Genomic DNA, 22,731 nt, shown 5'->3' with positions numbered 1-22,731 from the left:
AGTCGGCGGGCGCTATGGGCCGAAAGCCTCAGCCCGCGTGCTCGATAATAATGTAGCCCACCAGCATCATGCCGGACATGCCACCTAAGGCGAGAAAGGCAAAGAGACCGATAATGCCGATTTTTTGAAGAGTCATCAGGTTATCCTTTTGTTAATTACCTCGAATTATAATGCCTTCCGCCCATGAAACAAGGCCGAAACGCGCCTTGCTTTTTAAATGCCCCTCATTACCGAAATAACATTTACCGAAATAACAACAGCAGACCGAAAAACATCAGAATGACGCCGGCTCCGCGCTCAATCGGGCTAAGCCAGCGGGTTAAACGCTGCTGAATCAGCGGGCGAGCGATCAGCGCGGCGATCAACAAATCCCACACCAGAACGACAGAAAACATCCAGCTACCGCTGACGACTTGCTGCGTAGGTGTCACATGTTGCCCAAGAATACTGGTCATCAGGCTGATGTAGAACAGCATGTTTTTGGGGTTCAACAGCGCCGAACCGAGCCCAAGCAGGATTTGTTTACGCAGCGTCGGACAGCGATCGGACTGCTGTTCCGCCTGTAGCGATAGCACAGAGCGACTTTTCACTAACTGATAGCCAACCCAGAGCAGATAAGCCGCCCCGGCTAATTCGATGAGAGTAAACAGCGTGGGTGAATGTTGAATGCCTACCCAGCCGATCGCCGCCAGCAGAATGTAAACGCCGTTGCCCAGCGCAATGCCCAGACAAATTCCCGCACTGCCGCGCAGTCGGTAGCGAATGGCATAGGCCGTCAGTAGAAAGAAGTCTGGGCCGGGGCTCAGTAGCGCCACAAAATGTGCCAGCGCCAGAGCAGGAAAGTGGGTGGGGAAGAGCGAATCGGCGGAAAAAAGGGTATTGATAAACATGATATTTCTGACCTCGATAAATAATCGAGGCCAGTCTAGACAAGGTGTTCGGCTATTTATTGTCAAATATTGATCGTGCGTACTGACCCGGCGTCGCGGCGGTGTATTGCACAAACGTTTTGTGGAAATGGCTCTGATCGCAGAAGCCGCTTTGATAGCTGGCATCAACCAGCGGCGTGCCCTGTTTCAGCAGCGATTTGGCATATTCAATGCGGGCATTATTCAGGAAGGCCATCGGTGTAATGCCAGTATCGTGACGAAACTGTCGCACGATGGTTTCACGTCGCAGGTTCAGCTCCTCCGCCAGCGTTTCCAGTGAGGGCGATTCTTGCAAATTATTCAGCAAACGCTCGCGTACGTGTCGCGTCGTAGTTTGCGAAGCATGATGGGGTAAGGCGGGCAAACAGGACGGCGCAGGCTGGCAATATTGTCGCCAAATGGGCTCCAGCATTGCTTTGAGCTGGTTATCTGCCGATGCAATGTCCCCCCGATACAGCAGGGCAATCACGTGCTGATAACGTATAAACAGCGCGGGATCGCGCAGAACAACGCGGTTGCAATGCAAGGTCTCCGCCTGATAACCACAGTGAGCGGCGATCTGATCGAGACACCATTCGGTATCCAGATAAAGCATGTGATAACTGCGCGTTTTTCCGGGAAGCGGGTTACAGCTGTGTGGCTGTTGAGGATCGATGAAGATCAGATCGCCAACCTGCAAGTGATGCATTTCGTTGCGGTAATGGCAAAGCGTTTCGCCGTGTTCTATCGCGCCAATCGAGAACTGTGCATGGCTGTGTGTTTTATAGGCGTGGCTGCTGTTGCGCGTGCTGCGGCTTTCAACATGCGGTAGTCGTGGCGAAAACCAGTAGGATTGGTTAATGGCGTGGACTGAAGACATAATTGACCGCTCGTGATAAAGACCGTGTTTGATAAAAATACGTGTTTGATAAAAATAATAGTTAACCCTAATCGCTGGGCAGACGATTGTCGAGGTCGGAATGGTCGCGAACGTGATATCGGCTGACGTCGCCGGGCGTCTGTGGGACAATGGCGGCCAGATTACACAGATACAGAGTATGCATGACGCTGTCCCCCGCAATAAAATTGCAGATTGGTCAATGGTATAAGGCCCTGCAAGAGCAAATCCCGGATTTTATTTCCCGCGTTCCCCAGCGACAGATGATTGCCGAAGTGGCGAAAACGCTGGCGGGTGATTACCCGCGCCATTTGGCTATTGAAGCACCAACCGGCGTCGGGAAAACGCTTTCTTACCTGATTCCGGGTATTGCGGTAGGGCGTGCGGAGGACAAAACGCTGGTGGTCAGCACCGCGAATGTGGCGTTGCAGGATCAGATTTACAGCAAAGATTTGCCGCTGTTGCAGAAGTTTATTCCCGAACTGACATTTACCGCTGCATTTGGCCGTCGTCGTTATATTTGCCCACGTAATCTGGCGATGCTGGCAACCGATCCCGATGCGCAGGGGGATTTACCGCTCTTTCTGGACGATGAACTGATGTCCGCCAGCAAGGAGGAAAAACGCACCTGTGTGCGGCTTGAGAAAGCGTTGCAAGGCCATGCCTGGGATGGGCTGCGCGATCATTATCAGGATTCGATTGACGATAGCCTGTGGCAGAAATTGAGTACCGACAAAGCGAACTGTCTCGCGCATAACTGCCATTACTACCGCGAGTGCCCGTTCTTCACCGCACGGCGTGAGATCGAACAGGCCGATGTTGTCGTCACCAACCATGCGCTGGTGATGGCGGCGATGGAAAGCGAATCGGTACTTCCTCCCCCGAAGAATCTCCTGCTGGTGCTTGATGAAGGACACCACATTCCCGACGTTGCCCGCGATACGCTGGAGATGTCTGGCGATATTCATCCTGCGTACATGATGGCGCAACTGGAACAGCTGGTGCAGCTTATTGGGCAATGTATGGCGCAGTTTGCCCCTAAATCACCGCCGCGACTCGCTAACAGCGAGCGGTTAACCAGCCATTGTGAAGAGATACGCGAGTGCGTGCTGTCTTTCTCGCAAATGTGTGGGCTTTTCCTTCCGCATGACGGGCAGGAAACCGAGTACCGCTTCGCGATGGGAAAAATGCCGGATGAAATGCGTGAACTCTGCGTACGTTTGTTCAAACTGACCGACACACTGCGGGCGCTGGCGGAGTATATGCTTAACGATCTCAGCGAGAAGACCGGCAAGCATGACGTGGTGCGGGTCTATCAGGCACTGCTGAAAATGAGTCGCCAACAGGGCTATCTTGAAGCGCTAAGCAAGCTGTGGCGGCTGGCGGCGATGGAGAAGTCGTCAAACGCGCCGGTTTCCAAATGGATCACGCGGGAAATGCGCGATAACCAGCCGCATCTTCACCTGCACTGCGCTGGCATTCGCGTCTGCGACCAGCTTGAAAGGCTGCTGTGGGGAAAGGTCTCGCACGTTGTGATGACCTCGGCCACGCTGCGCTCGCTGAACAGTTTTGCGCGGATACAGGAGCTTTCTGGCCTGAACGAGCAGGAAGGGGACACGTTCATCGCGCTGGATTCGCCGTTCAACCATCGCGAGCAGGGGCGTCTGGTAATACCTAAGATGCGTTATGAACCGCTGATGGAGTCAGAGGCACAGCATATTGCTGAAATGGCGCAATTTTTCAGGGCGGAGCTAAAACAGGATAAGCATAAAGGGATACTGATGCTGTTTGCCAGCCAGCGTGCGATGCAGCTCTTTCTGACGCAGGTAACCGATTTACGCCTGATGCTGCTGGTTCAGGGAGATAAACCGCGTTACAGGCTGGTCGAGCTACATCGTCAGCGGGTACAGGAAGGTCAGACTAGCGTGCTGATTGGCTTGCAGTCCTTTGCGGAAGGGTTGGATCTGAAAGGGGAGCTCCTTTCTCAGGTGCATATCCATAAAATCGCGTTTCCGCCTATCGACAGTCCGGTCATTCTGACGGAAGGCGAATGGTTAAAAAGCCTCAAACGGCATCCGTTTATCGTACAAAGCCTGCCCAGCGCCTCGTTTAACCTCATCCAGCAGGTTGGCCGCCTTATTCGTAGCCATGACTGTTTTGGTGAAATCGTTATTTACGATCGGCGCCTGTTGACCAAAGGCTATGGCGCACAGCTGCTGGCCGCGCTGCCCGTCTTCCCGATTGAACAACGGGACATGCCATAACAAATTCCTCTATACCCTAAATAATTCGAGTTTCAGGCAGGCGGCAAGCGAAGGAGTCCCGATGAGCTTACTCAGGTAAGTGATTCGGGTGACAAATCTGCCGGGAGCAGATTTGAACGCTGCTTGCAGCGGCCCTTCAGGGCGAGGCCCACGACGGGCCGAGTATTTGAACGCGGCCAACGCACAGGTAACTTGAAGTATGACGGGTATATCCGTCCCCCGAATAAGGGGGTAATTAGTCCCTATTTAGCGCTATATTTTTTTATTCTTATTTGTTAGATTTGTCTCGGAACAGCAAGGATGCCGTTAATACGTGTGACAAAGTATGTGATTACGTAGCGCGGTTTTTATCAACCAGGGACAGGTGTCATGATGAAAATTAACGCAGTGAATAAAATTTCCTTCCTGTTTAAAAATGAATGCCGCTCGGCATCCGTTTCTCTTGCTGTCCACATCAATACCAATAATAAAAATTAGTCACCGTGACTTTATTATTTATCATTTGATAATAACGAAAATAATTGGCGTTCTTTCTTAATTATTTCCTTATAGAGATAATTTTTATTTATATGCGTTTTTTGGATATAAATATTTTTAGTGAGCTTTATCTACCCAGGAGACGATTAGACCGCGGCTATGCGCGGTACATGCAATACCTCGATTGCATGAAGGGATTTAGGATTCTGATCATCCCGATCAGACTTATGGAGAAGAAAAGATGGCTTTACGAGATGAAGATAAGGATACCGCTGAATCGGCATTGCATGCAGCGGGTACGGGATATAGTGATGTGTACGATCTGTATAATTACCACTCCCGTGGCGATGGACAGCTTAATGGCAAACCCTCGTTCACAAGCGATCTGGCAGCCAAGGAAATTGTCCGTGACGGCCTGACCTGGAATGGCACGAACGTATTCGGTAAATCCGCTAATTTGACCTATTCGTTCTTACAGAACGTGCGGTCTATCCCTTCTGGCGATCAGGGCTTTGTGAAATTCAGCGCAGCGCAGGAACAACAAGCCAAACTGTCTCTGCAATCGTGGTCAGATGTCGCTAATATCACGTTTACTCAGGTTAGCCCTACCCAAAAAGCCACCATCACGTTTGGTAACTACACCCGTGATTCAAGTGGCCGTATGGACTACGATACTCAGGCTTACGCTTATATGCCGGGTAATCACTCTGCAGCGGGCAGCGCCTGGTTTAACTACAACTCCGACACGGTGCGTAATCCGGCAACGGAATACGGCAAACAGACGCTGACGCATGAAATCGGTCATGCGTTGGGCCTGAATCACCCGGGTTCTTACAATGCGGGTGAAGGCAACCCGACCTACCGCGATGTGACCTACGCGGAAGATACGCGCCAGTTCAGCCTGATGAGCTACTGGAGTGAGCAAAACACTGGGGGCGATTTCCAGGGGCACTATGCTGCGGGTCCGCTGATTGATGACATCACGGCGATCCAATATCTTTACGGCGCAAACATGAACACGCGTACGGGTGATACGGTATACGGCTTCAACTCCAATACGGGTCGTGATTTCTATACCACTACCAGCAATAGCCAAAAACTGATTTTCTCCGTTTGGGATGCAGGTGGTAACGATACGTTTGATTTCTCTGGTTACAGAAACGATCAGCGTATCAACCTGAATGAAGGCGGGTTCTCTGATGTTGGCGGCCTGAAAGGTAACGTCTCTATCGCCCACGGCGTCACGATCGAAAACGCCATTGGCGGCTCCGGCAACGATATTATTATCGGCAATGACGCGAATAATATTCTGAACGGTGGTGCAGGCGATGACGTTATTTACGGCGGCGGCGGTGCAGATACGCTGACGGGCGGTGCGGGCAAAGATATTTTTGTCTATGCCAGCGCGAGCGATTCTTCCTATAAGAATGGCTATGACACCATCACGGATTTCCAACGCGGCATCGACAAAATCGATCTGTCAGCGTTGAATCAAAAAGGTGATTTGCAGTTCGTCAACAATTTCACCGGACTCGGTAATGAAGCGCTGCTTAACTGGAATGCAGAGAGCAATACCACCGATCTGTGGCTGAATTTTGCGGGTCAGACCACGCCAGACTTTGTTGTACATATTGTTGGTCAGCCTTCTGCGGCAACCGATTTTATCGTGTGATGTAGCAAGGACGGGGTAAGCCCCGTCCTTTTCTGTTATCGACTTGGGGCCACTATGAAAAAGTTAATCATCGCGGCGCTGTTAAGTGTAATAAGCGGAGGATGTATGGCGAGTAGTTTGAAGTTGCCTTCAGCAAGTGAGCTAAGCGGCGTATGGCAATTGCGTGGCGGGGAACAGCAGTGCGAGGTCGTGCTGCACAATACGCCGTTAGTGGATAACACCTGGCGCTTTGAGGGTGACGCGCCGTGTTTAAAAGCGCTGCTGCCGGATGTGCCTGCGGGATGGCGGCCGACGCCGGACGGTATCACGCTGACGAAAGAGCAGGGCCAGTCCGTGGCGTTCTTTAGCAAAGAAAAAGAGGGCTATACGCTGATATTGCCTGATGGCAGTGCACGTACGTTGCATAAACAGCCCTGACAGGAGAGGCAAACGCAGTGAGTCAACTAGCAAATAAGGAACGTTCGTTGTTGAGTATACTGCGTCCTTTCCGGCGCAGCTTTTGGAGCATTGGGATTTTCAGCGCCATCGTTAATCTACTGATGCTATCGCCTTCGATTTACATGCTTCAGGTTTACGATCGCGTACTGGCTTCGGGGAATGGCACCACGTTGCTGATGCTCACCCTGCTGATTGCCGGTCTGGGGATATTCATGGCGGCACTCGAATGGGTGCGAAGCCTGGTGGTCGTAAGGCTCGGTACTCGTATCGATTTACAGCTGAATCAGCAGGTCTTCAACGCCGCATTTGAGCGCAATCTGGAAGCTGGCGAGGCCAAAGCGGGTCAGGCGCTGAACGATCTCACGCTGCTGCGGCAGTTTATTACGGGCAACTCGCTATTTGCCTTCTTCGATATTCCCTGGTTTCCCTTCTTTTTACTGGTGCTGTTCCTGATCCATCCGGTTCTCGGCTTTCTGGCGCTGGGAGGAACGGTGGTGCTGGTGCTGCTGGCATGGCTGAATCAGTATCTCACCACGTCGCCTTTAGAAGAGGCAAACCATGAAGCGCTACAGGCGACCCATCTTGCGGATACGCAACTGCGTAATGCCGAAGTTATTGAATCGATGGGGATGCTGCCTAATTTGCGCCGCCGTTGGCTGGGGCAACACTACCGTTTTATTACGCTGCAAAATCTGGCAAGTGAGCGGGCCGCGGTTGTTGGGGCTGCATCAAAACATGCGCGCATTTTTCTGCAATCGCTGATGCTAGGCGTGGGGGCGATGTTAGCGATTAAGGGCGAAATCACACCGGGGATGATGATTGCGGGGTCAATTCTTGTCGGGCGCGTGTTGAGCCCTATCGATCAGTTTATCGGTATCTGGAAGCCGCTGAGCAGCGCGCGGCAGGCCTGGTATCGACTCAGCCGAATCATGACGGCTTATCCGCCCAAAGCGGAGGCGATGGCGCTGCCCGCACCGGTTGGTCAGCTCAGCGTCGAGAATGTGTTATTGCAGACGCCGCAAGGGGCATCGAGATTGCAGGATATCCATTTCTCGCTTCAGGCAGGCGAAACGCTGGCGATTCTAGGCGCATCGGGTTCAGGTAAATCTACGCTGGCACGTCTGCTGGTTGCGACGCAAACACCGACGCGTGGCAAGGTTCGACTGGATGGAGCCGATCTCAGTCAGGTAGATAAAACGGCGTTTGGCCCTGCAATGGGCTATCTGCCACAGGATGTACAGCTCTTTAAAGGCACGCTGGCGGAGAATATTTCCCGCTTTGGCGAGCATGACGCGGAAAAAATTGTCGCAGCGGCGAAGCTGGCTGGCGTCCACGAAATGATTCTTAGCCAACCGCAGGGATATGACACGCCTCTTGGCGCTGATGGCAACGGGCTGTCGGGCGGGCAACGGCAACGTATCGCTTTGGCGCGTGCGGTGTATGGCGATCCCTGCCTGCTGGTTCTCGATGAGCCAAATTCCAGCCTCGATAACGAAGGCGAAATGGCGCTGGCGCAGGCGATCTCGCATCTTCAGAAGCGGGGAGCGACGGTGATACTGATTACACATCGTCCCGCATTAACCACGCTGGCGCATAAAATTCTGGTGCTCAATCAGGGTAAGCAACAGCGCTTTGGGCCAGCGCGCGACATTCTGAACGAATTGCAGCCGCGTCGTGCCGCCAATCAAGCACAAATGACACCTGCCGCCGCTGTCCGGCCGTAACAGGGAATGACGAATACAGGGAAAGACATGTCCGCATCAGAAATAAGTGAAGAGAGTATGAACCAGACGGCGCGGCGCGATGAAAAACGTGCCGTGCGTTTGGGGTGGTTGCTGGTGCTCGCCGGGTTCGGTGGTTTTCTCCTGTGGGCATTGTTTGCACCGCTGGACAAGGGCGTCATGGTAAATGGTAGCGTCGTGATTTCTGGCAACCGCAAGGTTGTGCAGCACAATCAGGGCGGCATCGTCGATAAAATCCAGGTGAAAGACGGCGACAGGGTCGAGGCCGGTCAGATTCTGCTAACGCTGAATGAGGTCGATGCGCGTTCGGCGAGTGAAGGGCTGGATGGTCAGTACTTACAGCTGGTCGCGCGTGAAGGTCGGTTGCTTGCCGAGCAGCAGCGCCTGAGCGACATGGTGATGACGCCTCGCCTGCAACCGCTAGCGGGGAAGCCGGAGATGAATGTGATTACGGCATTGCAGCGTGATTTACTGCACAGCCGCCAGCAGTCGCTCAAGCTGGAAGCGGAAGGAATGCGCACCAGTATCGCGGGGATGGAGGCGTCGCTCAGCGCTCAGCGTCAGGTGATGTCCAGTAAGCAGAAACAGCGGGAGACGTTGGAACAACAGCTGCAAGGGCTGCGTTCACTGGCGGCGGAAAACTATGTCCCGCGCAACAAAATGCTGGAGAACGAACGTCTGCTGGCGCAGCTTAACGGCGATATCGCCCAACTGGCGGGGGATATTAATCGTACTCGTCGTGATATTGAACAACAAACGCTGCTGATCGCCCAGCGTCAACAGGAATACGACAAGGAAGTGAACAGCGAGTTGGCGGACGTGCGGGCGCTGCTGAGTGATGTGGGCAGCAAGAAGGAAAAAGCCGATTTCAATCTGGCGAATATTCAGATGCGCGCACCTGTTTCCGGCACGGTGGTTGGGCTGAAAGTGTTTACGGAAGGCGGTGTGATCGCGCCGGGTCAGACGCTTCTGGAGATTGTACCGGACGATCAGCCTCTTTTGGTGGATGCGCGTCTGCCCGTTGAGCTGGTGGATAAGGTGTGGCCGGGACTACCCGTCGAACTTCAGTTCGTCGCGTTTAACCAAAGTACGACGCCGCGCGTGGCGGGAACGGTCGAGCTGCTGTCCGCCGACCGCCTGCTGGATGAGCGAGACGGTTCCCCTTATTACAGCCTGCGCGTTCAGGTGGATGAGGCCGGGAAACGTGCGCTGGAGGGGTTGGAAGTCAAGCCCGGTATGCCGGTTCAAGGGTTTGTTCGTACCGGAGAGCGGTCGTTCGTCAATTATCTCTTTAAGCCTTTAATGGATCGCCTGCATCTGGCATTAACGGAAGAATAATCATGCAAAGGATCGCGATAATCGTGCTGTTTGGGCTGCTTTCTTCGGGGGCCAACGCATTAGGACTGCTTGATGCGTGGGAATTGGCGCTGCGTAACGACGCTCAGTTTCGTGCGGCGGGGTTTGAGCATGCGGCAGGTCAGGAAGAGGAGACGATTGGGCGTGCTAATCTGCTTCCCAATCTCCAGTATGGCTATAACGCGAACCGCAGCCATTCCAAAGTCACCCAAACGGATAGTTTCACGGGTAACACGCTAAAACGTAATTATGACAGCTATACGTCAACGCTATCGCTGCGCCAGCCGCTGCTGGACTATGCGGCCTGGGCGCGTTATCAGCAGGGGGTTGCCCGCACGCTGATGGCCGATCAGCGTTTTCGCGATCGCAGTCAGGATTTGATGGTGCGGCTATATCAAGCCTGGAGCAGCGCGCTGCTGGCGCAGGAAAAGCTGCAATTGCTGGATGCGCAGCAGCGGGCGTATCAGGAACAGCTGATGCTGAATAAACGCCTGCTGCTGGCGGGTGAAGGTACGCTAACGGATGTGCGGGAAACGGAGGCGCGCTTTACGCTGATCGAAGCGCAGCGTATTGAGCAGCAGGATAATTTGGATGCTGCGATCACCGATCTGGAAAATATGACGGGGACGGCGCTGGATATCACGACGCTGTCTCCTCTGGCGCTCACGCAACTGCCGTCTGCGGAATCAGGCAAGCAGACACTGGCACAGTGGCGCGATCTTGCCGTGCAGCACAATGCCAAACTGGCGACGCAGCGCGAAGGGCTGGCGGTCAGCCGCTATGAAATCGAACGCAGCCGCGCCGGGCATTTACCTACGCTGTCGCTGGTGGCATCGTCGCGCAATAGTCGTTCGGAAAGTGAATATAACTACAACCAGAAATACGACACACAGAGCGTCGGTTTGCAGCTAAATGTCCCGCTTTACGCGGGTGGCTCTGTCTCCGCATCTATGCGACAGGCGGCGGCAGAATATCAGCAAAGTCAGGCGGAGCTGGACGATCAAACCAAGAAAACGCTGGCGGAATTGAAAAAGTACTACAACTTGTATAACAACGGGTCGGCGAAAATTAAGGCCTGGCAAATGACGACCTCGTCGGCGCAAGAAGCGGTCAACGCCACGCGGTTGAGTGTTGCAGGCGGAGAACGTATCAATCTGGATATTTTGCTGGCCGAACAGGATTGGTATAACGCCCGACGAGAGCTAGCGGAAGCGAAATACAGTTGGCTTCAGGCATGGCTATTACTGCGCTATACCGCGGGTACGCTAAACGAGAAAGATATTCTGGAACTGGCGGCTTGGTTTCAGCCTGCAACAGCGTCATTTGCCAACAACAGAGCCATTAGCCAATAACAAAACCAGCAGACACTAAAACAGATGATAAAAATCATATACGGATAATCGGCTATGATTTTTATCAGCAGAGAAGTCTACGCACGTGTAACGTGAAGTATGAAAAGTAGAAAGGGATGACGAATAGAAATGGTGCGATTTTGTGTGATATCGTGCCTCAGTAATACTTAAACTCCTTTAAAATCATAAAACCCCCTCATTTTAGATAATGGCCTCCATTCTTATCAGGAGGCTTTATCGTGAAAAAAATTAAAAAACCGCGTCTTACTGGCTGGATTGTGACATCCGCTTTTCTCTTTGCTGTTATCGGGCTGATTTCACCACAACAGCTTCCCGTCACCGTTTATAAGCTCTCGCTTATCTCACTCGCTGCGGTATTAGGTTATTGGCTGGATCGCTCGCTGTTTCCTAAAGCGCGTCCCGGTCTGTTCCTTGAACAGGGTGATGAGCCGGTTCCGCGTGGGCGTTTCCCGGTTCGGGACGGCCACCACACCGTATTTGCCGCCGCGATGTTACGACGAGCGCTGATTGTGTCAGCCGTTTGCATCGGCGTAGCGATGGGGTTGTGATATGCGACACCTTCTCATCACGCTGCTTGTTAGCCCGATGCTTTTTAGCGCGACGGTCTGCGCCGACACGATCCCTCGTGCCGCGCAGGCATACCGCAGTGATGTGATCCGCAGCGCACGGCTGGATTGGGGCATGAATGCCCCGATTGCTGACTTTGCGGCGCAGTTGCATCAGGAAAGCGGCTGGAATCCTCGGGCCGTTTCACCTGTCGGTGCACAGGGGCTGGCGCAGTTTATGCCGACCACCGCCGACTGGTTTAGCGGTATCGTTCCTGAACTTCGCGCCAATCAACCGTTTAATCCCGCCTGGGCGATCCGTGCTCTGACGGGCTACGATCGCTGGCTGTGGACGCGAATCAGCGCCAGCAACGACTGCGAACGTATGGCAATGACCTTATCGTCCTACAACGGCGGGCTTGGCTGGTTACAACGTGATAAGCAACGCGCGAAGATCGCCGAGAAGGACATACTCCGCTGGTTTGGCCATGTGGAAACCGTCAATGCCGGACGCAGTGCCGCCAACTGGCGTGAAAATCGCCATTATCCCGACCGCATTTTGCATCAGTTGGCACCACGGTATTTGAGCTGGGGGAGGGCGAGCTGTGTGGAATAGTCTGTTTCTCAATAGCCTGAAATCCTTTCTTTCACCACGCGTGGTCGCAGTCCTGCTTGTCGTGATGCTGCTACTCGCGGTCTATCTGACCGGCCGTCATCAGGGTTATCAACTGGCGCAGGCACTGGGGGATGCCGAGCTGGCGAAACAGCAGGCGGCATTCAACTTGCTACAGCAGCAGCAGGCCGAAACCCAGAACCAGCTACTACGTGCGGCGGCGGAGCAATACCAGCAGCAGGTAGAGCGTGGGAATCAACTCGAACAGCGCTATGTCGCAGCGCGTCAAAAACTGGCGGCGGATAACGCCGCTCTGCAACGGAAAATCGACCATGTTACTCAGCAATACATTGACGAAAAAGGCAAAGTTCAGCCTGTGCAGTGCGTGTTTACTCGTGGCTTCGTGCAGCACTACAACGCCGCTTTCGGTCTGTCCGCCAATGGTGCCTCAGACATTACCGCCGCTGCCGGCCGCACTGGCGCAGCGTCCGCTCTCGGCTCAACCACTAACGCCGAATTACAGCCTTCAGGCGTCTCCCAGCGCGATATTCTCGCCAACATCAGCGACAACGGAGAGCGCTATCAAGCGCTAAGTGCGCAGGTTAACGCGCTGCTGGATTACATCGACGCGCTACAACAGGCAGGGGAGGTAACACGTGAAGATTGAAGTGGAATTCTGGTCGCTGGTCGGCCTGCTATTGTCGTTTACGAGTTTCCTGTTTGCCGCCGGACGGATTCTGCTCACTCAGATTGAAAAGCGACTGAACGAGCGTTTTGCCGCCCTGGAAAATGCACGCCAGAAGAGCGAGCAAGGCTGGACGCGACTGGAGCGCGAGTTTCTGGAATTTCGTGCTGACTTACCGCTGATCTATGTGCGACGTGAGGATTACATCCGTGGTCAGACGGTCATCGAAGCCAAGCTGGATGCGCTTTATAACAAGCTGGAATTGGTGCAGCAGCGGTATTCGGGAGGCAATCATGGCTGATACGCAGCGTATCCGACAGGAATCGATGCGTTGGCACTTGCTTATCGCATTAAACAAAACGCGGCCTTACACCGCGAATGAAATGTTCCTGCTAGCGCTGATGCAGCGGCTGTATGCCGATGCCTCAGAGCCGGAGCTGCGTCATGCACTGGATTATCTGGCCGATCGCAAGATGGCGGTATTGACCAAGGCGGTGGGCGGCGTCTGGCTGGCGAATCTTACCCGCCTTGGTGTGGATGTCGTGGAATATGCGGTTGACGGTATGGTTGGCATCGCCCGGCCGGAAAAATATTGGGATCGGTAATCCCATTGTATTGGGTGCTCTTCTGTCTTTGCGCCAGCACGATTGTGCTGGCGTTTTTTTATCGAAAGAATTTTTATTTTTCAGTGTATTAGCCGTATTTTTCAAATAAATCACTTCGCTGTTTTTTCTAAAACAGATTAAAAGCCGCAGCCAACCATTATCCGGATACTAGCGCCATCAACACGATGTGCCACCAAAACAGTGCGCCATTAACACAGCGGGTGAACGGATATGAATACCAGACCAATTATCGATGCGGTGATAGCCCGCCTCCAGCAACACTTGCCTGCACGACGGATTGCGTCCTGCCCAGAAAACATTCTGATCAGGCCCGATCTCCCGACACCTGGCGATGTACTGGTGGGATATCGCGGTTCCGAATTTTCCGCACCGGAAGATGCGGATTCTCCGGTTCAGACGCAGCGACCACAGCTGATGGTTGCCGTGCTGCTGCCGGAGCTGGATGGCGAAGACGGCGTGCTGGCTACGCTCGATACCGTCCGTCAGGCGCTGGGAGGATACCGACTACCTGACTGCCATCGCGGTATTCGGCTAGTACGCGATCGCTACGTTGATTACACCGAAGGACGCTGGCATTACGCCATCGATTGCACCACAGAAACCCTTTTTATCGAAGACCGCGAGCAGACGGATGGTCCGCTGCTTACCACGGTTAATTATGAGGAGAAAGACGCATGAAATACCGCTACACCGGCCCCGCCAGCGGCGTCACGCTGGCAGATGGTCAGGAAATTCTGCTTTGGCCCGCTCAGGTGACTGAACTGCCGGCAGATCATGAGTATGTGAAAACGCTGATCGCGCTGGGCTATTTGCTGCCTGTCGCGGATCAGGTTCTGGCTGATAGCGCAACGGAGGTGACCCTTGGCCGCTAATTATTTACATGGTGTAGAAACAATTGAAGTTGAAACCGGTGCTCGTCCGGTGAAAACCGTCAAATCTGCGGTGATTGGGTTGATTGGTACGGCGCCGCAGGGTGCGGTAAATGACGTTACGTTGTGTCTGTCCGAAAAAGACGCGGCACAGTTTGGTAGCCAGTTCGGCGGCTATACCATCCCGCAGGCGCTGGATGCAATTTACGATCACGGCGCGGGTACGGTTCTGGTTATCAACGTGCTGGATCCGGCGAAACACAAATCGTCTGTGAGCGCAGAAAAAGTCACCTTTGACAAAGCGACCGGTACGGCGCAACTGGCGAACCGCGTGGTTGCCAAAGTGGTGCTGACGGCGGCAGAAGGCGGTCAGCCGTTTGTCGAAGGTCAGGACTATACGCTGGATGCACAAACCGGCGTACTGAAAAATCTGGGTAAAAACATCGATGTGACCGCTGTGGTCAGCGCGTCTTACGACTTTGCTGATGTCACGAAAGTGACTGCCGCTGACATCATCGGCAGCATCAACGCCGCGGGCAAACGCACCGGTATGAAGCTGCTGAACGATACCTACAACCTGTACGGCTTCTTTGCCAAGATTCTGATTTCGCCGGTGTTCTGTACGCAAAATAGCGTAACGACCGAGCTGATCGCGCTGGCCGACAAACTGGGCGCGATTGCCTATATCGATGCGCCAATCGGTACCACCTTTGCGCAGGCGCTGAGCGGCCGTGGCCCGGAAGGCACGATTAACTTTAACACCAGCTCTGAACGCGCTCGTCTGTGCTATCCGCACGTAAAAGTGTACGACGCGGAAACTAACAGCGAACGTCTGGAGCCGCTGTCGGCGCGTGCCGCGGGTCTGCGTGCCAAAGTCGATCTGGATAAAGGTTTCTGGTGGTCATCATCCAATCAGGAAATCAAAGGGATCACCGGCGTAGAGCGCCAGCTGTCCGCAATGATTGACGATCCGCAGAGTGAAGTGAACCTGCTGAACGAGCAGGGTATCAGCACCATTTTCAACAGCTACGGCTCCGGCCTGCGCCTGTGGGGCAATCGCACCGCAGCTTGGCCAACCGTGACGCACATGAAGAACTTTGAAAACGTGCGTCGTACTGGCGATGTGATTAACGAATCCATCCGCTATTTCAGCCAGCAGTACATCGACATGCCGATCAATCAGGCGCTGATCGATGCGCTGGTGGAATCCGTCAACGCCTACGGTCGCAAACTGATCGGTGACGGCGCGCTACTGGGCTTCAAATGCTGGTTCGATGCTGCGCGTAACGAACAAACCGAACTGGCGGCAGGGCACCTGTTGCTTAACTACAAATTCACTCCGCCGCCGCCGCTTGAGCGTCTGACCTTTGAGACGGAGATCACCTCGGAATACCTGGTAACGCTGGAGGGCACTAACTGATGGCCGGGAAAATTGAAGTAAACCGTATTACCAACGCCAACATCTACATCAATGGCACCAACCTGCTGGGGCGTGCGCAGGAAATTAAACTGCCGGATATCTCCATGATCATGCAGGAGCACAAGGCGCTGGGCATGGTCGGCAAGATCGAACTGCCTGCGGGTTTCGACAAGCTGGAAGGCGAGATCAAGTGGAACTCCTTCTACCGCGAAGCGATGCTGGCGGCGGCGAACCCTTACCAGTCGCTGGCGCTACAGTGTCGCTCCAGCGTGGAACGTTATGGCTCTCAAGGCCGTATCGAAGAAGTGCCGCTGGTGACGCACATGACCATCATGTTCAAAAAGAATCCGCTGGGCACGTTCAAGCAGCACGAAAACCCGGATTTTAGCAGCGCGTTCAGCTGCACCTACATCAAGCAGGTGATGAACGGTGAAGACCTGCTGGAGCTGGATTACCTGTCCAACATCTTCATGGTGGGCGGCGTGGATCAACTGAACAGCTACCGCGCCAATATCGGCGGTTAATTTATCTTCCAGGCCCGCGAGTGAGGCGGGCGTTTCTATCAATCAGTGAGGTGGCTATGTCAGCAAAAGTATTTGATATTATCGACTTGGAAAATAATATTCATTTCCAGTGCCGTGAGGATGTCTACATTTTGGATGCAGGAGAAGAAGCGGGTTTTACTTTACCCTATTCGAGTCGTGCTGGCGCAGACCCGTCATCGGCAGCACGTTTGATTTCTGGTCAGGTCGATCAAAGTGATGGTTCCTATTTAGATGACAATCAGAAAGCGGCCGGCTTCTTCCTGACTGATACGTCTTACCCTATGAGCGACTGCGTTGTTCGCTTCTTTGCGGAAGAAGAACTGCCGCGTTAATTATCTGTATTCACATTATCTTAATTCAAGGGGCTTCGGCCCCTTTCTTATGCCTGCCGCTTTCGTTTTCTAATTCACTTTAAAATCGTTATTCCTCGCCGCACGCGATACTGCTCCCGACATTTACTAAGGAGCCGTTATGCACACTGAAACCTATTCTCTGCAATTCCCTTACACCACTTCTGCCGGTCAACGCGTGGAGTCCATTTCGCTCAAGCGTCTGAAAGTCAAAGACATCAAAGCGGTGAAAAAAATCAGCGATGACCCAAGCAACTGGGACGATGCGCTGCTGTCACGCATGACCGGTCTGGTGCCGGAAGACATCGATGAGATGGACGCGCAGGACTACATGGCGCTGCAAAAACGATTTCAGCAGCTACTTGGGTTGGATAACGCAGCCGGCGCTGCTGTGGAAAGCACTGGCTCTGCTGGCGAGGTGGTTTCGCTTTCAGCCGAGTGAGATTGATGCGCTGGAACTGGACGACTTTGAACGCTGGCTGGATGAAGCCAGCGAACAGATAAAACGTGAGAACGGTGAGGAAGACTGATTACTGACAGGATTAATTAGGCCACCATCCACCCAACCCGGCCAGCGACAGGACGCTGGCCGTTTTCCTCCCTCACCACCTGTCTTCTTCTCCCGCTTATCACTCGTCCTTTTTCTCGTTTTATCCCCTGTTTGTGATGGGGAAACCAAACTGGAGCGGCGCAAGCCGCCGTCTCCGATCCGCCCCGTAAGGGGCTTTTCTGAATGAGAGTGAACCGTGGATATGTCTTTAAACGGTGTCATGCCGGGCAGGTCGTTTAGTACCACGCTAGATGACACAAAAAAATCGCTGCAGTCACTTAGTGATGGCCTCAAACAGGCGCAGGAGCGGCAGCGGCAGTTTAATCAGTCGCTGGAGCGCTTTGGCACTGTCAGTTCGCAAGCGATATCTCGCATCGCACAGGCGACGTCCCGACTGAACAAGTCGCTACATGAACTAGAAACTAATCAGGAACGACTGAGGCGTAACAAGTCGAGTAAGGAAACGCCGAGTAAGGAAAAGTCAGGTAAGAGTCAAAGTGAACTCGCTAGTGACTTTAAGACTAAGCGCGAGCAGTTTGGTTTTGTCATGAAGCCCGTTGTGGCGTCGGTCACACACTATGCGTCATTTGAGGCGCAGTTGCGTAGCATCAGCATTGCTCATGATATATCGAGCGAGCAGGAAAAATTGATGGGGCAGCAGCTGCGTCAATCTTCTCAACGGGTGAACCAAACACCGGATGCGTTACTTAGCAGTGCCGGAAAGCTGCTTGAGCGCGGTATGTCAAAGGAGCAGATAAAGGGGGTAACGGATCTAACAGAGGTGCTGGGGAAAACCTCAACGGCCTCCGGCGCGGCGTTGACCGACCTTACAGCACTTTCGGTCACGTTGGATAACGTGTTTAACCTAAAAGGTGCGGAGGTACAGCAAGAGTCCCTCTCACGCATGCTGGCGGGTACGAAACAGGGGTTCTCCACAGCGTTGATGGCGCAATATGTTCCTGCGCTGGCTTCAGGATTTACGGCGATGGGGGCGACGGGCAATCAGGCGCTGAGCCAATTGGTTTCCAGCCTGAGCGCGACAAAAGGCGCAGATACAGAAGCGAACACGGTGGCTCGGCTGGAGAGCTTTATGAATGCCGTGGGGCGAACCGACATTGCTAACAGTTACGGCAAGGCGGGCGTGAATTATAACGCGTTGCTGAAAAGCCATATGAAAGATGGATATTCCCAGTACGACGCAGCAGTTCTGATTGGCAATCAGTTGATCGACAGCAAAGGCAGCCAATTCCAGAAACGCTGGGACATGGCGGCGGGTAATGTGGACGCACAGCAAAGCTTAATGCAGCGTTACGGGTTGCAGGAGGTGTTCCGCACGCCAGAAGCTGTCAATCATGCGATGTCGATGAAGCAGAACTGGCAGAGCTATCAAGCGAACCAGCAGGTGATGAACAGCCCGGCGGCCACACAAACGCTGGAACTCGACTTCGCCCGACAGAATGGCACATTGACCGCGCGCTGGAACCGAATGACAACGTCGTTGCTGAATATTGCGCTCAATGTGGGTGAAGCGTTGACGCCAGTATTGGTTTCTCTGAGTGATGCGCTGATCCCCATTTTGGATCAACTGGTGACCTGGACGGCGGCGAACCCTGAACTGGTTCGTGGGATCGTGATGGCCGTGGCCGGTTTCTTCGCGTTCAGAATGGCGTTGAGCGGGGCGAAGCTGGGAATGGACATACTGTTACCCTCCTTGCAGAGCGTTTGGAAAGGCATTCAGCAGGGCTGGCAGTGGCTTAAAGGGCTAAATCTGAAGGGTTTATGGCAGGGCATTCTACAGGGTTGGCAGCGGCTTAAAACAGGGCTAAATCTGAATAGTTTATGGCCGGGCATTCGAGCGGCGCTGAGCGGGCTGGGTAGTAGCGCAGGGGCATTATTAGGACGCATATTGAGCAGTGTGATGAGTAGCGGCTTTATGATGGTAGTCCGAGTGGTTTTGCTTCTAGGGGGAATACTGCTGACATTGCCAGCCGAGTTGATTGTGGGGATAGGGGTTGCGATTGCTGGGTTATTCGCGCTGATTTACAAATATTCTGACCAGATTGCCGAACTTTGGAATGAATTTGTATCAACAATCAGCAATTTTTTCAATTCTCCGATGGAAACCGTTAGCAACGCTATTCCTGATGGTGTCAAAAATTTCTTTGGGTTTGGCCCTAGCGAAGGATTAATTGCTAATAACAATCAGGCAGCAGCCGTTTTGGCCCCAACTCCCGTATCTGCCTTGTCGCTACAGCCGACACTGCCTGTTGAATTACCTAAGGCGGAAGACACAATGCCAACCCCGCAACAGCGTGTTGCACTGACACCAACTGTCGGTGGAGCAAAAGGTAAGTTAGTCAGTGCAGCCCCTTCCGAGCATGTTCGGGTTGCTTTCTCACCCACCATTTATCTCAACGGCCAGAAGGCAGCGCCAACGCCTGAAATGACGAAGACGCTGACGCTTAGCATGAATGAACTGGAAAACATGTTGAACAAGCTGCTCACTCAGCGTGAGCGCAGGGGGTACGCCTGATGTTTGCGGTATTAGGAAATATTGAATTTAAAGTGACCGCCTACTGGGACGGTTTTAATACGTCATTCGGTGCAGATTATGCCGAGCATGGCCGCATTGAAGGTAAACCCGGTCTGCAATTCATCGGTGCGAAGCTGGACGAGATTACTATTAGTCTGGTGTTTCACAAGCAGTACTGCACGCCGGATGTGGAGTTGAAGCGGTTGACTGAGGCGATGCGGGCGCATCAGGCGATGGCGTTAGTCTTTGGCAATGGAGATTATCGCGGCTGGTTTGTGATTACGGCACTGACGTCGACCAGCGAACATACCGACGCGAAGGGCAACGTATTGGCCATGAATGCCTCGCTAACGCTGCGAGAATACATTGGCGATCCGAAAAATCCGCTCAAGCCGCCTGCGATAGAGACGCCTGTTCCTAACGTCAGTGCCATCACCACGGCGGTCCAGAAAGTGAGCAATTTTTCAGCTTCACTACGCACGGCTGTCACGTATGCCAAGAAGGCACATTCAGCCGTTAAGGCGGCGAGAACCACTGTTCAGATTGTAAAACGGATGAAGGACAATCCTGAAACCGCGCTGTTGCAAATCCCCGGACTGCTAACGCAAGTCGGGAATGTATTGACGCCGTTAAGTCAGGTGGAACCGGCGTTTAAAAAAGTGGCAGAGGCCATATCTGATACGGCGGTTCAGGCAGAGAAGATGATGCCTGAAATTACAGCGGTTAATAAAGCGGCGAATGAAATGCTGAATCAGGTCAAGCAAGTTGCCACCTTGTTGCAGGGCGTCGACAGCAAAAACGTTATCGAGAAGCTGGAAGCCATCAGTAAACATGTTGAGGCCGCTAGCGACACATTTAAAGGCGCTGAGCCTGCGCTGAGCAAACTGACGGCGGAAATCGTGAAGAGGGTTGAAGCATATGCACCTTGAACATATCACTACACAGGGCGAACGTTGGGATACCTTGTCCTACCTGTATTACGGCGATCCGCTCGGCTATCCGCGGATTATTGCGGCTAACCCGCATGTCCCCATCGTGCCGCTGTTGCCATCAGGTGTGGTGGTGCTGATTCCGATTATTGAACAGGCAGAGGCCAGTAAAGCGGAGGACACCCCACCATGGCTGCGTTAACGGAAGAACTAACCTTGTCCTCTCCCGCAGTGTCGGAAGTACTGCAACCGGCGTTCACCCTGTGGTATCTGCAAAAGGATATTACCAATGATATCGCACCGTATGTTACCAGCGTGACATATACCGATAGCATCAAGAATGAATCGGATTCGATCGAGGTCAGGCTCGATGATACCGATGGCCGCTGGATGGATAAATGGTATCCCGGTACGGGCGATACATTATCGCTCAAGCTCGGCTATCTCGGTGAAATGCTGTTTGACTGCGGCACTTTCTCGATTGATGAAATTGAGGTGAGTGCACCGCCTAGCGAAGTGGTGATTAGCGGCGTCGCGACATCGGTCAATCGTGCGTTGCGAACCAAATCAAACTGCGGTTTTGAAGATACGACGTTAGCCGCTATTGCGACGCGCATCGCGAAAAAGCATCAGTTGATGCTTGTAGGGATGATTCAGATCATCAAGATCGATCGCGTTACGCAATATGCGGAAACCGATGTCGCTTTTCTAAAGCGGCTCGCCAGTGAATATGGCTATGTCGTGAAAGTCGTTAGCGACCAACTGATTTTTTCCCATCTGGCAACGCTGCGTAATCAGGCGTCTGTTCGACAAATTAAGCCAACGGACGTCGCGCGTTTTTCACTGAGCGACACGATCAGTCACGTCTATAAAAATGCCAAGACGAAATATCAGAAAGGGAGTGAAAAGAAACTGGTGGTTTGTGAAGCCGACGGTGGCGTGAACAATGAAATGAAGTCTGCCGGTGCTGGGACCAGTGCGGATACATTGAAAGTTAACGTGCGCGCGGCGGATGCTTCTGGAGCGAGGATGAAAACGGATGCTGCATTGGATGCGCACAACGAAAAGCAACAAAAGGGGTCGATGACGTTGATGGGTAGCCCGCAGTTGGCGGCGGGGAATAAAGTGGAGCTGGTGTCATTCGGCCAACTTTCCGGGCATTGGTTGATCGAATCGGCTCGCCATATTCTGGATCGTAGCAGTGGTTACACCACGGAGATTGGGCTGATTCGCGGGCCGATTACGGCGGGCAAGCGAAAGTCGGAGAGCGGAAAAACGGTGGTGACTTACCACCCGAATGGCAGCTCAACAACGCAGAAGGCCAAGAGTAAAAAGGGGGCGGTATCATGAGTTTATCTCGTCGAATTGGCACAATAAGCGCGGTGGATGAGGCTCGCGTGATGGTGCGCGTTCGTCTACCAGAGTGCGACAATCTGCGTACGGCCTGGCTGCCGGTATTACAGCGCAATACGCAGAATAATAAGGATTATTGGTTGCCGGATATTGGCGAACAGGTCGAAGTTCTGCTGGACGGCAACGGCGAGGATGGCCTGGTGTTGGGAGCAATTTACTCCGCCGCCGATGTGCCAACGCTGGCAGATAAGGACAAAAGGGCGGTAACGTTCGCTGACGGCGCGCATATTGAATACGATCGCCGAACGCATACGTTAACGATCAACGGCGGCGTGGAGCATATTGCGATTAGCAGCGGGGCTGACGTGGTGGTTAACGCGCAGCGTGTCACCATTAATGCGCCAGAAACGACGGTGACGGGCAAGCTACTGGTGCAAGGGCAACTCACCTACGAGAGCGGGATGTGGGGTTCCGGCGGTGCCAGCCTCAGCGGTGATGTCAGTATCTCCGGCAACGTCAGCGCCAGCGGCAGCGTCATGGATGCCGGCGGTAACTCCAACCACCACTCACACTAGCGTTTTCCTA

26 protein-coding genes are annotated in these 22,731 nt (G+C 53.4%); 23 read left to right on the top strand and 3 right to left on the bottom strand.

Going from position 1 to position 22,731, the window contains the following annotated elements; translation table 11 throughout:
* Positions 1-28 precede the first annotated feature (28 nt).
* The 3 genes from MYB54_RS22155 to MYB54_RS13710 form a co-directional block, all read right to left on the bottom strand.
* A complete protein-coding gene (locus MYB54_RS22155; protein WP_005972753.1) occupies positions 29-136 on the bottom strand; it encodes a YohO family small membrane protein in 108 nt (35 codons plus the stop codon).
* A 106-nt stretch (positions 137-242) separates the two neighbouring features.
* Complete coding sequence (locus MYB54_RS13715) at positions 243-890, bottom strand: LysE family translocator (protein WP_248720901.1); 648 nt, start codon at positions 888-890, stop codon at positions 243-245.
* A 52-nt stretch (positions 891-942) separates the two neighbouring features.
* Entirely contained in the window at positions 943-1,788 is an 846-nt protein-coding gene (locus MYB54_RS13710; RefSeq protein WP_205563462.1) for an AraC family transcriptional regulator, read from the bottom strand.
* Positions 1,789-1,970: 182 nt separating this feature from the next.
* On the opposite strand from MYB54_RS13710, the gene dinG reads away from it, so the two are divergent.
* The 23 genes from dinG to MYB54_RS13595 all read left to right on the top strand — a co-directional run bounded on the left by dinG (position 1,971) and on the right by MYB54_RS13595 (position 22,721).
* Entirely contained in the window at positions 1,971-4,070 is a 2,100-nt protein-coding gene (gene dinG, locus MYB54_RS13705) for an ATP-dependent DNA helicase DinG (protein ID WP_205604720.1), read from the top strand.
* 718 nt (positions 4,071-4,788) lie between these two features.
* Entirely contained in the window at positions 4,789-6,219 is a 1,431-nt protein-coding gene (locus tag MYB54_RS13700; RefSeq protein ID WP_014914952.1) for a serralysin family metalloprotease, read from the top strand.
* 105 nt (positions 6,220-6,324) lie between these two features.
* Positions 6,325-6,636: a protease inhibitor Inh/omp19 family protein gene (locus tag MYB54_RS13695; protein WP_010281012.1), complete on the top strand. Its 312-nt coding sequence runs from the start codon at positions 6,325-6,327 to the stop codon at positions 6,634-6,636.
* A gap of 17 nt (positions 6,637-6,653) precedes the next feature.
* On the top strand, positions 6,654-8,381 hold the full coding sequence (locus MYB54_RS13690; protein ID WP_039509044.1) for a type I secretion system permease/ATPase: 1,728 nt from the start codon (positions 6,654-6,656) through the stop codon (positions 8,379-8,381).
* A gap of 27 nt (positions 8,382-8,408) precedes the next feature.
* Entirely contained in the window at positions 8,409-9,737 is a 1,329-nt protein-coding gene (locus MYB54_RS13685; protein WP_248720900.1) for an HlyD family type I secretion periplasmic adaptor subunit, read from the top strand.
* A 2-nt stretch (positions 9,738-9,739) separates the two neighbouring features.
* Positions 9,740-11,107: a TolC family outer membrane protein gene (locus MYB54_RS13680; protein WP_248720899.1), complete on the top strand. Its 1,368-nt coding sequence runs from the start codon at positions 9,740-9,742 to the stop codon at positions 11,105-11,107.
* Positions 11,108-11,346: 239 nt separating this feature from the next.
* Entirely contained in the window at positions 11,347-11,676 is a 330-nt protein-coding gene (locus MYB54_RS13675; RefSeq protein ID WP_010281025.1) for a putative holin, read from the top strand.
* Between the two features lies 1 nt (position 11,677).
* Positions 11,678-12,289, top strand: coding sequence for a transglycosylase SLT domain-containing protein (locus tag MYB54_RS13670; protein ID WP_039315950.1), 612 nt, complete (start codon positions 11,678-11,680; stop codon positions 12,287-12,289).
* Complete coding sequence (locus MYB54_RS13665; RefSeq protein WP_248720898.1) at positions 12,279-12,953, top strand: hypothetical protein; 675 nt, start codon at positions 12,279-12,281, stop codon at positions 12,951-12,953. Before MYB54_RS13670 ends, MYB54_RS13665 begins: the two co-directional genes overlap by 11 nt.
* Complete coding sequence (locus tag MYB54_RS13660; protein WP_248720897.1) at positions 12,943-13,272, top strand: hypothetical protein; 330 nt, start codon at positions 12,943-12,945, stop codon at positions 13,270-13,272. The genes MYB54_RS13665 and MYB54_RS13660 overlap by 11 nt, the downstream gene beginning before the upstream one ends.
* On the top strand, positions 13,265-13,576 hold the full coding sequence (locus MYB54_RS13655; RefSeq protein ID WP_010281036.1) for a hypothetical protein: 312 nt from the start codon (positions 13,265-13,267) through the stop codon (positions 13,574-13,576). The genes MYB54_RS13660 and MYB54_RS13655 overlap by 8 nt, the downstream gene beginning before the upstream one ends.
* Before the next feature lie 231 nt (positions 13,577-13,807).
* Entirely contained in the window at positions 13,808-14,275 is a 468-nt protein-coding gene (locus tag MYB54_RS13650; RefSeq protein ID WP_180788562.1) for a Gp37 family protein, read from the top strand.
* Positions 14,272-14,469, top strand: coding sequence for a hypothetical protein (locus tag MYB54_RS13645; protein WP_010281040.1), 198 nt, complete (start codon positions 14,272-14,274; stop codon positions 14,467-14,469). Before MYB54_RS13650 ends, MYB54_RS13645 begins: the two co-directional genes overlap by 4 nt.
* Complete coding sequence (locus MYB54_RS13640) at positions 14,459-15,886, top strand: phage tail sheath subtilisin-like domain-containing protein (protein ID WP_010281043.1); 1,428 nt, start codon at positions 14,459-14,461, stop codon at positions 15,884-15,886. Before MYB54_RS13645 ends, MYB54_RS13640 begins: the two co-directional genes overlap by 11 nt.
* On the top strand, positions 15,886-16,410 hold the full coding sequence (locus MYB54_RS13635; RefSeq protein WP_010281046.1) for a phage major tail tube protein: 525 nt from the start codon (positions 15,886-15,888) through the stop codon (positions 16,408-16,410). Before MYB54_RS13640 ends, MYB54_RS13635 begins: the two co-directional genes overlap by 1 nt.
* Positions 16,411-16,466: 56 nt before the next feature.
* Entirely contained in the window at positions 16,467-16,763 is a 297-nt protein-coding gene (locus tag MYB54_RS13630; RefSeq protein ID WP_039499429.1) for a 2Fe-2S iron-sulfur cluster-binding protein, read from the top strand.
* 139 nt (positions 16,764-16,902) lie between these two features.
* On the top strand, positions 16,903-17,223 hold the full coding sequence (locus MYB54_RS13625; RefSeq protein WP_240345585.1) for a phage tail assembly protein: 321 nt from the start codon (positions 16,903-16,905) through the stop codon (positions 17,221-17,223).
* Positions 17,183-17,311, top strand: coding sequence for a GpE family phage tail protein (locus MYB54_RS13620; protein WP_371928298.1), 129 nt, complete (start codon positions 17,183-17,185; stop codon positions 17,309-17,311). The genes MYB54_RS13625 and MYB54_RS13620 overlap by 41 nt, the downstream gene beginning before the upstream one ends.
* 222 nt (positions 17,312-17,533) lie before the next feature.
* Entirely contained in the window at positions 17,534-19,864 is a 2,331-nt protein-coding gene (locus MYB54_RS13615) for a phage tail tape measure protein (protein WP_248721973.1), read from the top strand.
* Positions 19,864-20,793 carry a phage tail protein gene (locus MYB54_RS13610; RefSeq protein ID WP_039509051.1) on the top strand — a complete coding sequence of 310 codons (930 nt, stop codon included), beginning with the start codon at positions 19,864-19,866 and terminating at the stop codon, positions 20,791-20,793. The genes MYB54_RS13615 and MYB54_RS13610 overlap by 1 nt, the downstream gene beginning before the upstream one ends.
* Positions 20,783-20,995 (top strand): tail protein X, encoded by a 213-nt coding sequence (locus tag MYB54_RS13605; protein WP_014914964.1) that lies wholly within the window; start codon positions 20,783-20,785, stop codon positions 20,993-20,995. The genes MYB54_RS13610 and MYB54_RS13605 overlap by 11 nt, the downstream gene beginning before the upstream one ends.
* Entirely contained in the window at positions 20,983-22,143 is a 1,161-nt protein-coding gene (locus MYB54_RS13600) for a phage late control D family protein (RefSeq protein ID WP_205592672.1), read from the top strand. Before MYB54_RS13605 ends, MYB54_RS13600 begins: the two co-directional genes overlap by 13 nt.
* Positions 22,140-22,721 carry a phage baseplate assembly protein V gene (locus tag MYB54_RS13595; RefSeq protein ID WP_248720895.1) on the top strand — a complete coding sequence of 194 codons (582 nt, stop codon included), beginning with the start codon at positions 22,140-22,142 and terminating at the stop codon, positions 22,719-22,721. The genes MYB54_RS13600 and MYB54_RS13595 overlap by 4 nt, the downstream gene beginning before the upstream one ends.
* The last annotated feature ends 10 nt before the right edge of the window (positions 22,722-22,731 follow it).

Origin of the sequence: Pectobacterium nicotianae, from assembly GCF_023272715.1 — a bacterium.
Lineage (GTDB): Bacteria > Pseudomonadota > Gammaproteobacteria > Enterobacterales > Enterobacteriaceae > Pectobacterium > Pectobacterium brasiliense.
Note: the sequence above shows the minus strand (reverse complement) of the source record. Positions and strands in the feature narration are given on the sequence as shown.